Source organism: Micromonospora sp. NPDC000668 (assembly GCF_042897975.1).
Lineage (GTDB): Bacteria > Actinomycetota > Actinomycetes > Mycobacteriales > Micromonosporaceae > Micromonospora.
Genome location: NZ_JBIAYP010000007.1, coordinates 39028 through 51732 on the forward strand (window position 1 = coordinate 39028; position 12705 = coordinate 51732).

Consider the following 12705-nt stretch of genomic DNA (forward strand, 5'->3'; position numbering starts at 1 on the left):
AGGATCAGGACGCGACCGACAGCGCGTGCGCCAGTCGTGCGATGACGGGGTGCGGGCGGTCAGTAGGCTCCGGAGCTGCGGACGACGGCGCTCAGCGTGCGGACCAGGATCACCAGGTCCATGGTCAGCGACCAGTTCTCCACGTACGACAGGTCGAGCCGGATGGACTCCTCCCAGGACAGGTCGGACCGGCCGGAAACCTGCCACAGCCCGGTCAGGCCGGGCTTGACGACCAGACGCCTGCGCATGTCCGACGGATAGTTGGCCACCTCACGCGGCAGCGGCGGCCGCGGTCCGACCAGCGACATGTCACCCCTGAGCACGTTGACGAGCTGCGGGACCTCGTCCAGCGACAGCCGGCGCAGCCAGCGCCCGACCCGGGTCACCCGGGGGTCCTGGCGCATCTTGAACAGCTCCCCGTCGGTCTCGTTGCGGTCGAGCAGTTCCGCCAGGCGTTCCTCGGCGTTCACGTACATGGTTCGGAACTTGTAGATGCAGAACGGCCGGCCGTTCTTGCCCACCCGCACCTGGCGGAAGATGGCGGGTCCACCGGCACCCGGGCTCACCCGGACCAGCAGGGCGATCGCGAGCAGCACCGGGGCGGCGACAATCAGCAGCAGGAGCGCCGACACCCGGTCGAAGACCGCCTTGACGACCCGCCGGCCGCCCTTCAACCGAGGGTGCTCGACGTGCAGCATCGGCAGGCCGTCGACGGGTCGGACGGTGGTGCGGTCGCCGGCCACGTCCACGAGGTTGCTGGCGACGATCAGGTCGACCTCGTCGCGTTCGAGTTGCCATCCCAACCGGCGCAGGGCGGATCCCGCCATCTCGGGACAGGAGAGCACGACCACCGTGTCCGCACCCGTGCCCGTGACGGCCGCCGGAACGTCCGCGAAGGTGCCGAGGATCGGCGGCAGCCCGCCGGCGCGCGGCTCCGCGGTTCCCGCCGGCGGATGCGGGAGACAGGCGCCGACCACGCCGAGCCCGTGATAGCACTCGCGGCGCAGCCTCCTGGTCATCTCCGCGACGGCGAGCTCGTGCCCGACCAGGATCACCCGGTGCAGCCGCTCACCGCGGGCCCACGACCGGTGGAGCTGCTGGCGGACCAGGTAGCGCATCGCGACGCCGGCGACGGTGACCAGTGGCATCGCGATGATCACGTAGCCTCTGGCGATTCGGAAGTCGAACGCGAGGGAAATGACCGCCAACGTGGCGGTAACGGCGAGACCGGTTTGGAAGACCCGGGCGTACTCATCATTTCCCACGAATAGATGGCGCGATTCATACGCTCGGTTGAGGGTGAGCGCCAGCACCCAGGCGAACGGCAGCGCAAGGGTGAGCCAGAGATGGCCACGGTTGTACGGCTCCGCCGTCGCCGGGCCGAATCTAAGGCTCAGCGCCACCACGGCCGACCCGGCACCGACCATGAGGTCGACCACGCAGAGTGTGGCCACGTAACGGGACTGCCAACCAGTCCGCAGTGAAGTGACCGAATGGCCTATCGGCGCCCGCTCACCCTCCCGCCTAGTCGTGCCGTCAATGACCTGCACGATTTCTACCAATGCACACCGCCCCCACGTACACGCGCCGACGACCAGCCACGCCCCTGCGGCTTGTCGTCCGGCTCGAGTTGGTGCGGTACCCGCGAAGACTGCGCGTCCGGGGGCCCCTTCCCGGAGGCGTTGGCGGGACCGACTGAGGTATGAGCATGCTGACCACGGACTCAATGCGCCAGCATCGTATTCGGCATTTCTGAGCTAAAGTCGAATTGCCGACAACGCACAGGCTGACCGGCGGCCGACCCTATACCGGACCGGTGTTTCACAATGGCCGTCCAGTTGCCCCGGTCAACCGAACGAGGCGGCGGTGAGACACTTTCGGACGTTCCCAGGTGACGCTTCGCGGCCGGTAACCTCGCGCTATGCGCGGAATCCTTCTCGCCGGCGGCACCGGAACGCGGCTGTGGCCGATCACCCGTGCAGTGTCCAAGCAACTCATGCCAATCTTCGACAAAGCCGATGATCTACTATCCGCTGTCTACATTGATCATGGCGGGCGTGCGCGAAATCCTGATGATCACCACACCCGAGGATCAGGACCAGTTCCGTCGCGTGTTCGGTGACGGCGCCCAACTGGGGCTGCGGCTTGAGTACGCCGTACAGCCACGCCCGGAGGGAATCGCGCAGGGCTTCCTCGGCGGCGCCGACTTCATCGGCGCCGAATCCGTGGCCCTGGTGCTCGGCGACAACATCTTCCACGGCGTCGGGCTCGGCCGGCAGCTCGCCGGTCACGGAGACCTCGTCGGCGGTCGAATCTTCGCCTACCAGGTGGCTGACCCCGGGGCGTACGGAGTGGTCGACTTCGACGCCGACGGCAGAGTGCTAACCGGCGTCGCCGGAGCCGAGGCCCGGGAGCAGGCCGCCACCGCCGTCAACGGCGACACGGTCGCCAACCTGGCCAGCGGCTGCGCCGCGACCGGGGCGCGGATGATTCACATCTCCACCGACTACGTCTTCCGGGGCGACGCCACCGAGCCGTACCCGGAGGACGCCCCGACCTGTCCGGTCAACGCGTACGGCGCAGCAAACTCGTCGGAGAGCTCGCCGTGACCCGGTTGCTCCCCGACGCCGGCTATGTCGTGCGCACCGCCTGGCTCTACGGCGCGCACGGGCCTAACTTCGTCGCGACCATGCTGCGGCTCGCCGGAGAACGCGAGCGGCTCGACGTGGTAAACGACCAGCGGGGGCAGCCCACCTGGTCATACAGGCTGGCAGAGCAGCTCGTCGTGCTGACCGGCGCGGCGCTGGCCGGCCACGCCGCCCCCGGCATCTACCACGGCACCGCCTCGGGCGAGACGACCTGGTACGGCCTGGCACGCGCCGTGTTCGGCCTGCGCGGCCTCGACCCGGACCGCATCCGGCCGACAGCCAGCGACGGTTACCGGCGGCCCGCGCCCCGTCCGGCGTACAGCGTCCTGGGCCACGGCCGCTGGGGTGCGGCGAATCTGCGGCCGCTGGCGGACTGGCGATCGGCCCTGGCTGAGGCACTGGCCACCGGTCGGACCTGTTAGGCGGGCAGCTCCAGCAAATACTCCTCGACCTCGGCGCCGCGGCCGTTGGCGTACCCCGAATCCTCGCCGACCACCACGAAGCCGCACTTACGGAGCACCGCGAGGGACGCGGCGTTGTCCTTGGCGGCGCGGGCGTGCACCGGCCGGGGCAGCTCGCGCAGCAGGGCGGCCAGCGCCGCGGTGGCGTGACCCCGGCCCCAGCGGGCCGGATCGATCCAGTAGCTGACCTCCGTGTGGTCACCGGCCGGGAAGGCGGTGACGTGGCCGACCACCTCGCCGTCGGCCTCGACGGTGCGGACCACGATCGCCGGGTCGGTGAGCACCCGTGCCCAGTGCCGGGCGAACTCGCGGTGGTCGGACGGGTTCGCGGCGACGAAGGCGGCCATCCGGTTGGCCTCCGGATCCTGCTGGTACAGGAAGAACTCCACGAGATCGTCTTCGCGGACCGGGCGTAGCCGCACGTCGGAGGTCATCGGGCGAGGATACGCGGCGGAGGTGTGGGTCCGGGACCTCTGGCCCGCCGGCCGTACCGTCCGGCCCTGCCGGCACGCCCTGGCGCATTGGTACCACTGGATGCAGAGGTCCGTGCGGCAACGGAAGTGGAGGCCGGAGCCATGCCCAAGTACGTCTACGACTTCATCGAGGGTGACCGGGGCAGGGCCGACCTGCTGGGGGGCAAGGGTGCGAACCTGAGCGAGATGACCCGGCTGGGGCTGCCGGTGCCGCCGGGCTTCACCATCAGCACCGACGCCTGCCGGGAGTACCTGAAGACCGGGGCGCCCCCGGACGGGCTCTTCACGGAGGTCAACGCGCACCTGCGCGACGTGGAGGCGCGGCTGGACCGGCGGCTCGGCGACCCGCACAACCCGCTGCTGCTGGCGGTCCGCTCCGGTGGCCGGTACTCGATGCCCGGGATGATGGAGACGGTCCTGGACATCGGGCTCAACGACACCACGGTCGGCGGTCTGGCCGCGCACAGCGGCGACGCCTGCTTTGCCTGGGACTCGTACCGGCGGTTGATCCAGATGTTCGGCCGTACGGTGCACGGGCTACCGGCGGAGGAGTTCGAGCGGGAGCTCGAGGCGCTGCGTGCGACGGCCGGGTCGGCCGGGCCGAACGCCGAACAGCTGCGCGACCTGGTGCAGACGTACAAGAAGATCTTCGCCGCGCAGGTCGGGCACGAGTTCCCGCAGGCCCCGCACGAGCAGCTGTACCTGGCCATCCGGTCGGTGTTCGAGTCGTGGAACTCCGAGCGGGCGCGGTTGTACCGCCGCCAGGAGCACATTCCGGACGAGCTCGGCACGGCGGTCAACGTCATGGCGATGGTCTTCGGCAACCTCGGCCCGGACTCCGGCACGGGAGTGGCGTTCACCCGCGATCCGGCCACCGGCACGCCCGGGATCTACGGCGACTACCTCACCAACACCCAGGGTGAGGACGTGGTGGCCGGCATCCGTAACACCGTCGGCCTGCCCGAGCTGGCGCACATCGACCCGGTGAGTTACCGCCGGCTCGTCGAGATCATGGCGACGTTGGAGCGGCACTACCGGGACCTGTGCGACATCGAGTTCACCATCGAGCGGGGTCGGCTCTGGATGTTGCAGACCCGGGTCGGCAAGCGGACCGCCGCGGCGGCGTTCGTGATCGCCGCGCAGCTGGTCGACGAGGGGCTGATCACGCTGAACGAGGCCCTGCACCGGGTCACCGGCGCCCAACTGGCCCAGCTGATGTTCCCCGCGTTCGACCTGGCCGGCGCGCCCGAGCCCCTGGCCGTCGGCCTCGGTGCCTCGCCCGGCGCCGCCGTGGGCCGGGTGGTCTTCGACTCGGCCGCGGCGGCGACGGCCGACGGGCCGGTGATCCTGGTGCGGCGGGAGACCAACCCGGATGACCTGCCCGGCATGATCGCCGCGGCGGGAGTGCTCACCTCGCGCGGCGGCAAGACCTCACACGCCGCCGTGGTGGCCCGGGGCATGGGGCGTACCTGCGTCTGCGGCGCGGACGCGCTGCGCATCGACTCCGAGCGCGGCGAGTTCACCGTCGGCGACCGGGTCGTGCGGGCCGGCGAGGTGATCTCGATCGACGGGACCACCGGTCGGGTCTACCCGGGCGAGGTGCCGGTGCAGCCCTCCCCGGTCGCCCGCTACCTCGCCGGTGACCTGGCGCCGCAGGCAGACCCGCTGGTCGCGGCGGTGCACCGGCTGCTCGGGCACGCCGACGCGGTGCGCCGGCTGGGCGTACGGGCCAACGCGGACACCGGCGCGGACGCCCGGCGGGCCCGGCGGTTCGGCGCCACCGGCATCGGTCTGTGCCGCACCGAGCACATGTTCCTCGGCGAGCGTCGGGAGCTGGTGGAACGGCTGATCCTGGCGGACGGGCCGGACGAGGTGACCGACGCCTTGGACGCGTTGCTGCCGCTGCAGCGGGCCGACTTCGTGGAGATCCTGACCGCGATGGACGGGCTGCCGGTGACGATCCGCCTCATCGACCCGCCGCTGCACGAGTTTCTTCCCCCGTTGCACGAGCTGACGGCCCGGGTGGCCCGGGCCGAGGCGCGCGGCGAGGACCCGGGCCGCGACGGTCGCCTACTGACGGCCGTACGGCGGATGCACGAGTCCAACCCGATGCTCGGGCTGCGCGGTGTGCGGCTCGGGCTGGTGATCCCGGGACTGTTCGCCATGCAGGTCCGGGCGGTCGCCGAGGCCGCGGCGCAGCGGGTCCGCGACGGCGGGGACCCCCAGCCGGAGATCATGGTGCCGCTGGTCGGCGACGTGCGGGAACTCCGCGCGGTGCGCGCCGAGATCGAACCGGTCCTCGCCGGGGTGCCGGACGCGCCGACGATCCCGATCGGCACGATGATCGAGGTGCCCCGGGCGGCGCTGACCGCCGGGGAGATCGCCGAAGCGGCGCACTTCTTCTCCTTCGGCACCAACGACCTGACGCAGACCGCCTGGGCGTTCTCCCGCGACGACGTGGAGGGTTCGTTCTTCAGCGCCTACCTGGAGCGGGGGATCTTCGGCGTCTCGCCCTTCGAGAGCATCGACGCCGTCGGCGTGGGCCGCCTGGTCAGGATGGCCGCGGCCGAGGGTCGGGCCGCCCGGCCGGACCTGACCATCGGGGTCTGCGGCGAGCACGGCGGCGACCCCGACTCGATCTCGTTCTTCGCCGACGCCGGCCTGGACTACGTCTCCTGCTCGCCGTACCGGGTGCCGATCGCCCGGTTGGCCGCCGGGCGGGCCACCGTCGACGCCACCACCGGCACGTCCGACTCCCGTTAGGAGGCAGCGCCATGACCGCGATCCTCAACCCGACCGGTGCCGCCCCGCTGCGCCCGCCACCGACCCAGCCGGTCACCGTGGGACCGGTGGGACCGGTGCTGGAACTGCCGGGCACACCGGCGAGCGCGCTGGTGCCGGTGATCCGCGACGGCCAGGCGATCGGGGCGTACGTCCTCTCCGGTGGGCGGGTCCGGTACCGGCCGGTCACCGACCCGGACCGGCTGCTCGCCGCGGCGGCCGGCGCGTTCGCCGTCGCGGTGCTCACCGCCGCCGTCGCCGCGGTGGGCCGTCGCAAGCCGCCGGCGATCGGCGCGGTGACGATGGGACCGGGTGGCTGGGTCAGCCTGCGCGGAGTACGCCCGCCAACGCTGCGCCCGGCGACACCGCGCCCGTGGTGGGCACGGGTGCTGCGGGCCCGCCGACTGGTCGTCGAACGCTGAGCACCAGGCCGCCGGGGTCGGTCCGCGACCCCGGCGGTCGCGCGGACGTGACTCAGGCGACGACGGCCGCGACCGCCAGTGCGCGGCACCCGAGCAGAACGGGGAGTGACCCTCTACTGAGTCAGGCGGCCGGATAGCCGTACAGCTCGCGCAGCCGGCTGCGGGACGCCTGGAGCCGGTCCACCACCACGGCCATGAGCCGCAGGGTGAGCTGCCGGCCAAGGGCGTCATCGGATTCGATCAGCCGCCGCACGCCCTCGGCCGTGAACTCGATTGTCGTGGTGCGTTGCACCGCGACCGCACCGAACTGCCAGCGGTACGGCGGGAAGATCCAGGACCAGCCGAGCACCCCGCCCGCGCCGATCGTCTCGATCCCCACGTCTCCGCGGCCGGGCACCGGAAAGTCCAGCGCCACCTCGCCGCGGTTGATCAGCCAGAACCGTTCGGCCGGCTGGCCGGCGCGGAACACCCGGTGCCCGGGATGCCACACCACCGGCCGGGCGTACCCGGCCAGCCGCGGCAGCCACTCCTGCGGCACGCCAGTGAGAAAGGGATGCTCCCGGAGAACGTCCAACGCGGTCATGGCGGCGCCCCTTCCTCAACCTCTGGTCACTCGTCGCGAGTCCATCGGACTCCTGCCACGGCTGCCGCGTCAGGGCCGTTGGTCCCCCTTGACGCGGGCACCATGCCTCTGACCGGGGCGGCGGCGCGGAGGGAGGCTGAGGTTGAACAAAGGAGGATGTGATGACCACCAGAACCGGTGCTTTCGTCGTGGTGGGTGTCGACGGTTCCGCCTCCGCGCTGGACGCGGTACGCGCGGGCGCCCGAGCAGCCGCCGCCCAACACCTTCCGCTGCGGGTGGTGCACGCGTTCGTCTGGCCGCTGTACGCGACCGTGCAGGGCCCGCTGCCAACCGATGTCGGCCTCCGCCGCGAGGCCGACGAACTCGTCGCCGAGGCGGTCGCCGAGGCCAAGAAGGTCTCCGCGGACCTGCCGGTCACCGGCGCCGTGGTCGACGGCACGCCCACGCCGGTGTTGCTGCGCGCGACCCGCGACGCGGCGCTGCTGGTGCTCGGCCACCGTGGTCTCGGCGGCTTCACCGAACTGCTGGTGGGCTCGACGGCCGTTCAGGTTTCCGCCCGCGCCGACTGCCCGGTGCTGGTGGTCCGGGGCGAGTCCCGGGCCGACGGTCCGGTGGTGGTGGGCGTCGACGGCTCGGCGCTGTCCACCGAGGCGCTCGGCTTCGCGTTCGCCGAGGCCGCACGGCGGGACACCACGCTGGTAGCGGTGCACGCCTGGCAGATCCCGACGTCGTTCATCGCGGGTGAGGTGCTCCCGTTGGTGTACGACCTGGACGCGGCCACCGCCGCGGAGGAGCGAACCCTCGCCGAAGCCGTGGCCGGCTGGTCCGAGCGGTACCCGGAGGTGCCGGTGCGGCAGCGAGTCGTCTACGGGGCACCGGCCCGGGTGCTGATCGAGGAGTCCGCGGCGGCGCAGCTGACCGTGGTCGGGGCGCACGGACGCGGTGCCCTCGGCGGGATGCTGCTCGGCTCGGTCAGCCACACGGTGCTGCACCACGCGAAGGGTCCGCTGGCGATCGTGCGGCACCAGGCCGAGAGCCGAAAGAACTAACGTCGCCCGCCCCGCCGCGTCGGCCGTTGCTCCGGCCGACGCGGCAGCGCGTCGAAGCAAATGCCGGCGTCGCACGCCGGGTGCGTCGACAATGACCTGACCGACCGAGGGAGAGCCGATGAACCGACCTGTCGTGGTGGGTGTGGACGGATCGCCGTCCAGCCACGTCGCCGCGGAACACGCGGCCCGTGCCGCCCTGCTCCGGTCCCGGCCGCTGCTCCTCGTACACGGCTACCTGCACCCGCTCGGCTACGGCGTGCCGCTCAACCCGTACGACCTCGGGGTGCCGGCGCCCTCCGAGGAGGCGCAGAAGATGTTGGAGCGCACGGCGGCCGACCTGGCCGACCGCTGGCCCGGCCTCGACGTCGAGGTACGCCAGGTCGCCGGCGGTCCCGGCGCCACCATGGTCGAGGCGTCCCGGCGTGCCGAACTCGTCGTGGTGGGCAGTCGAGGGCTGGGCGGGTTCGTCGGGCTGCTGCTCGGCTCGGTCGGCGGGCAGGTGGCCGCGCACGCGCACTGCCCGGTGCTGGTGGTCCGCCCCGACGAGCAGCCGATCCCGGTGAACGAGCCGGTGCTGGTCGGCGTGGACGGATCCGAGTCGTCCCGGCTCGCCGCCCGGTACGGCGCCGACGAGGCGGCGCTCCGCGACGTCCCGCTGGTGCTGGTGCATGTCGGCCCGCCCGACGGCGACCGGCCGGTCCCGGACGAGGTCGAGGAGTCACAGGCCGCGTACCACGCGGAGGCGGTGCGGCTGCTGGCCGACGCGTCCACCGCCGTCCGGGCCGACCATCCCGGCCTGGTGGTGCGGGAGCATCCGGTCCGGGCGGCCGGCACGGCCCAGGGGCTCATCGAGGCGAGCGGCGGAGCGTCGCTGCTGGTCGTGGGCACCCGGGGCCGGCGCGGATTCACCGGGCTGTTGCTCGGCTCGGTCAGCCAGGCGGCGATCCAGCACGCGCACTGCCCGGTGCTGGTCGCTCATCCGTACGACCGGGAGGGCTGACCTGGTCGTCGTCGCCCCGGCCGAGCATCTGCAGGAAGTCGGTGGTGAGGGCGAACGGGTCGGCAGGGCCGCTGCCCGGCAGCCGCCGCTCGACCTGGTCGGCCAACTCCCCGGCGGCGCGCCTGATCCGACCCCGCAACGCGCCGTCCGCGGTGCCACCGGACCAGTCCTCCGGGGCCGCGAAGACCGTGGTGGGGACCACCACCGCCCGCAGGTAGCTGAACATCGGGCGGACGGCGTGCTCCAGGGCCAGCGAGTGCCGGGCGGTGCCCCCGGTGGCTCCGATCAGCACCGGCCGGTCGACCAGCGACTCGGACTCCACCACGTCGAAGAAGGACTTGAACAGCCCGCTGTACGACGCGTTGAAGATCGGCGTGACGGCGATGATCCCGTCGGCCCCGGTCACCGCGTCGAGGGCCCCGCGCAGGGCGGCCGGCGGGAACCCGGTGAGCAGGTTGTTCATGACGTCATGGGCGTACTCGCGCAGGTCGACGACGCGCAGCTCCACCTCGGCGCCGCGCCGGACCAGCTCGTCGCGGGTCGCCGCGGCGAGCTGGTCGGCGAGCAGCCGGGTGGACGAGGGCTGGCTGAGGCCGGCCGAGATCACGGCGAGGGTGCGGCGGGTCACCGGGCCACCTCGGGCGCCTTACCCGTCACGTCGTCGACGGCGTGGACGGTGCTGTCCTTGGTGCCGCCGGCATTGGCCACCAGCGAGGCGTGCGTGGGCGCCTCCGGCACGTGCGCCGGGCGCAGTGCGGCGAACTCCTTACGCAGCACCGGCACGACCTCCTCGCCGAGCAGGTCGAGCTGCTCGAGCACCGTCTTCAGGGGCAGCCCGGCGTGGTCCATCAGGAACAACTGCCGCTGGTAGTCACCGACGTAGTCGCGGAAGCTGAGCGTCCGGTCGATGACCTGCTGCGGGCTGCCCACGGTCAGCGGGGTCTCCCGGCTGAACTCCTCCAGCGACGGCCCGTGCCCGTAAACCGGCGCGTTGTCGAAGTAGGGCCGGAACTCCCGGACCGCGTCCTGCGAGTTGCGCCGCATGAACACCTGCCCGCCGAGGCCGACGATGGCCTGGTCGGCGGAGCCGTGGCCGTAGTGCGCGTACCGCTCCCGGTAGAGCCCGACCATCCGCTGGGTGTGCTCCTTCGGCCAGAAGATGTGGTTGGCGAAGAAGCCGTCACCGTAGTACGCGGCCTGCTCGGCGATCTCCGGGCTGCGGATCGAGCCGTGCCAGACGAACGGGGGAACCCCGTCGAGCGGGCGCGGCGTCGAGGTGAACGACTGCAGCGGGGTGCGGTGGCGGCCCTTCCAGTCGACCACGTCCTCGCGCCAGAGCCGGCGCAGCAGGTCGTAGTTCTCGATGGCCAGGGGGATGCCGGCGCGGATGTCCTTGCCGAACCACGGATACACCGGGCCGGTGTTACCCCGACCCATCATCAGGTCCACCCGACCGTCGGCGAGGTGCTGGAGCATCGCGTAGTCCTCGGCGATCTTCACCGGGTCGTTGGTGGTGATCAGCGTGGTCGCGGTGGACAGCAGCAGCCGCTCGGTACGCGCCGCGATGTAGCCGAGCATCGTGGTCGGCGACGAGGGCACGAACGGCGGGTTGTGGTGCTCGCCGGTGGCGAAGACGTCCAGGCCAACCTCTTCGGCCTTGAGCGCGATGGTGACCATCGCCTTGATCCGCTCATGCTCGGTCGGCTCCCGACCGGTGGTCGGGTCGACCGTGACGTCGCCGACGGTGAAGACTCCGAACTGCATGACCAGCTCCTCAAGTGTCGAACGGGTCCGTGGTATCCGGACACTGCGCCCAACATATTTGACGAGTCAACTATTCCGTCGGCGGTACGCCCCTCGGTGGCGCCGGTCACCCGACAACGGACGTAGGGTGCCGGCTCAGCCCCCCGCGACCGAGGGCAGCACCTGCACCTCGGCACCGTCACCCACCGGGGTGGCCAGCCCGCCGGAATGCCGGCAATCCTCCCCGTCGACGAAGACGTTGACGTAACGGCGCAGCTCGCCACGCTCGTCGCGGATCCGCCGGGCCAGCCGCGGATGATCGGCGGCCACCTCGTCGAGGACCGCCCGCAGCGTCCCGGCCGCGGTGACGCTCAGCCGGCTGGCGCCGCCCGCCTCGCCGCGCAGCGGGCCGGGCAGCAGCACGGTGACCACCTCACACCGCCGCAGCGCGGACGCAGAGCACGTCGGGCAGGTGCGCGGCCACCAACGACCAGGAGTCGCCCTCGTCGCGACTGGCGTAGACCTCACCGGAGCGGGTGCCGAAGTAGACCCCGCCCGGGGTGGCGTCGTCGGCGCACATCGCGTCGCGCAGCACCGCCGGGTAGAACGGCCCTTCGGGCAGCCCCACCGACAACGGCTCCCACTTGCCGCCGGCGTCGGCCGAGCGGAACACCCGGCAGCGGTGGTCGGTCGGGAACCGCTCGCTGTCGGCCACCAGCGGGAAGGTCCACACCATGCCGGCCCGCGCCGGGTGGGACACCATGGCGAAGCCGAAGTCGCTGGGCAGCCCATCGGCGATCGAGGACCAGGTGCGGCCGTCGTCGTCGGAGCGGTAGACGCCGTGGTGGTTCTGCGCGTACAGCCGCTCGGGGTTGCTGGCGTCCCGGGCGACCTTGTGCACGCACTGGCCGAACTCCGGCCACTCGTCGGGCATGAAGTACGCACGGATGCCGGTGTTGCCCGGCGCCCAACTCGCCCCGGCGTCCTCCGAGCGGTAGACCCCGCCGGTCGACATGGCGACCAGCAGCCGAGCCGGGTCACGCGGGTGCGGCAGCACGGTGTGCACGGCCTGGCCGCCGAACCCGGCCCCCCACTCGGTCCGGTGCGGGTGGTCCCACAGCGACCGGACCAGCTCGAAGCTGCGACCGCCGTCGGTGGAGCGGAACAGCGCCGAAGGCTCGGTGCCGGCCCAGACCACGTCCGGCTCGTCCGGGCCGGCCGGCATCAGCTGCCAGACCCGCCCCAGCGTCGCGCCGGTGTCGGCCGGGAAGGCGACCGGGGCCTGGTCGGGCTCGTCCCACGAGGCGCCGAGGTCGTCGCTGGTGGCCACGCTGGGCCCGAAGTGTGAGCTGGTCACCCCGGCGAGCAGCCGCGGGGTGGGGCGGCGGGTGTCGACCGCGACCGAGTAGACGCCGGTCATCGGGAAATGCGGGCCGGTGATCTCCCAGTTGCGCCGGTCGTCGGCGCTGGTGGCGAGAAACAACCCCTTGGCCGTGCCGATCGCGAGCAGCGTTGTCATGACGTCCTCCGAACCGTCGGCGTGCA

General features: G+C 72.1%; 11 protein-coding genes and 2 pseudogenes. 6 read left to right on the forward strand and 7 right to left on the reverse strand.

Annotated elements, in window-relative coordinates; all coding sequences use genetic code 11:
• Window positions 1–59: 59 nt before the first annotated feature.
• A complete protein-coding gene (locus ACFY29_RS30285; RefSeq protein ID WP_386991632.1) occupies window positions 60–1454 on the reverse strand; it encodes a sugar transferase in 1395 nt (464 codons plus the stop codon).
• A gap of 467 nt (window positions 1455–1921) precedes the next feature.
• Between ACFY29_RS30285 and ACFY29_RS30290 the strand changes: the two are divergent.
• Together ACFY29_RS30290 and ACFY29_RS30295 are read left to right on the forward strand one after the other, a co-directional pair.
• Window positions 1922–2438, forward strand: a pseudogene (locus tag ACFY29_RS30290) (sugar nucleotidyltransferase); the annotation flags it as partial.
• A 6-nt stretch (window positions 2439–2444) separates the two neighbouring features.
• A pseudogene (locus ACFY29_RS30295) lies at window positions 2445–3070 on the forward strand (SDR family oxidoreductase); the annotation flags it as partial.
• On the opposite strand, the gene ACFY29_RS30300 reads toward ACFY29_RS30295, so the two are convergent.
• Complete coding sequence (locus ACFY29_RS30300) at window positions 3067–3543, reverse strand: GNAT family N-acetyltransferase (protein ID WP_386991634.1); 477 nt, start codon at window positions 3541–3543, stop codon at window positions 3067–3069. The pseudogene ACFY29_RS30295 and the gene ACFY29_RS30300 overlap by 4 nt on opposite strands.
• A 141-nt stretch (window positions 3544–3684) precedes the next feature.
• Here ACFY29_RS30300 and ppdK point away from each other — a divergent pair, with 141 nt between their 5' ends.
• Together ppdK and ACFY29_RS30310 are read left to right on the forward strand one after the other, a co-directional pair.
• Entirely contained in the window at window positions 3685–6345 is a 2661-nt protein-coding gene (ppdK, locus tag ACFY29_RS30305) for a pyruvate, phosphate dikinase (RefSeq protein WP_386991636.1), read from the forward strand.
• 11 nt (window positions 6346–6356) lie between these two features.
• Window positions 6357–6785, forward strand: coding sequence for a hypothetical protein (locus ACFY29_RS30310; RefSeq protein WP_386991638.1), 429 nt, complete (start codon window positions 6357–6359; stop codon window positions 6783–6785).
• 121 nt (window positions 6786–6906) lie between these two features.
• On the opposite strand, the gene ACFY29_RS30315 is transcribed toward ACFY29_RS30310, so the two are convergent.
• Window positions 6907–7368, reverse strand: coding sequence for a cyclic nucleotide-binding domain-containing protein (locus ACFY29_RS30315; RefSeq protein ID WP_328414200.1), 462 nt, complete (start codon window positions 7366–7368; stop codon window positions 6907–6909).
• A gap of 161 nt (window positions 7369–7529) precedes the next feature.
• Between ACFY29_RS30315 and ACFY29_RS30320 the strand changes: the two genes are divergently transcribed.
• Both ACFY29_RS30320 and ACFY29_RS30325 read left to right on the forward strand, forming a co-directional pair.
• Window positions 7530–8417, forward strand: coding sequence for a universal stress protein (locus ACFY29_RS30320; protein WP_386991640.1), 888 nt, complete (start codon window positions 7530–7532; stop codon window positions 8415–8417).
• Window positions 8418–8535: 118 nt separating this feature from the next.
• Entirely contained in the window at window positions 8536–9417 is an 882-nt protein-coding gene (locus tag ACFY29_RS30325) for a universal stress protein (RefSeq protein ID WP_386991642.1), read from the forward strand.
• On the opposite strand, the gene ACFY29_RS30330 is transcribed toward ACFY29_RS30325, so the two are convergent.
• From ACFY29_RS30330 to ACFY29_RS30345, 4 genes are all read right to left on the reverse strand, one after another.
• Window positions 9347–10045 (reverse strand): FMN reductase, encoded by a 699-nt coding sequence (locus tag ACFY29_RS30330; protein WP_386991644.1) that lies wholly within the window; start codon window positions 10043–10045, stop codon window positions 9347–9349. The genes ACFY29_RS30325 and ACFY29_RS30330 overlap by 71 nt on opposite strands.
• The gene (locus ACFY29_RS30335) at window positions 10042–11181 is read right to left on the reverse strand and encodes an LLM class flavin-dependent oxidoreductase (protein ID WP_386991646.1); all 1140 of its coding nucleotides are present in this window, start codon (window positions 11179–11181) and stop codon (window positions 10042–10044) included. Before ACFY29_RS30335 ends, ACFY29_RS30330 begins: the two co-directional genes overlap by 4 nt.
• A gap of 135 nt (window positions 11182–11316) precedes the next feature.
• Complete coding sequence (locus ACFY29_RS30340) at window positions 11317–11583, reverse strand: ubiquitin-like small modifier protein 1 (RefSeq protein WP_328414190.1); 267 nt, start codon at window positions 11581–11583, stop codon at window positions 11317–11319.
• A 10-nt stretch (window positions 11584–11593) separates the two neighbouring features.
• Entirely contained in the window at window positions 11594–12679 is a 1086-nt protein-coding gene (locus ACFY29_RS30345) for a WD40/YVTN/BNR-like repeat-containing protein (RefSeq protein ID WP_386991648.1), read from the reverse strand.
• Window positions 12680–12705: the final 26 nt, after the last annotated feature.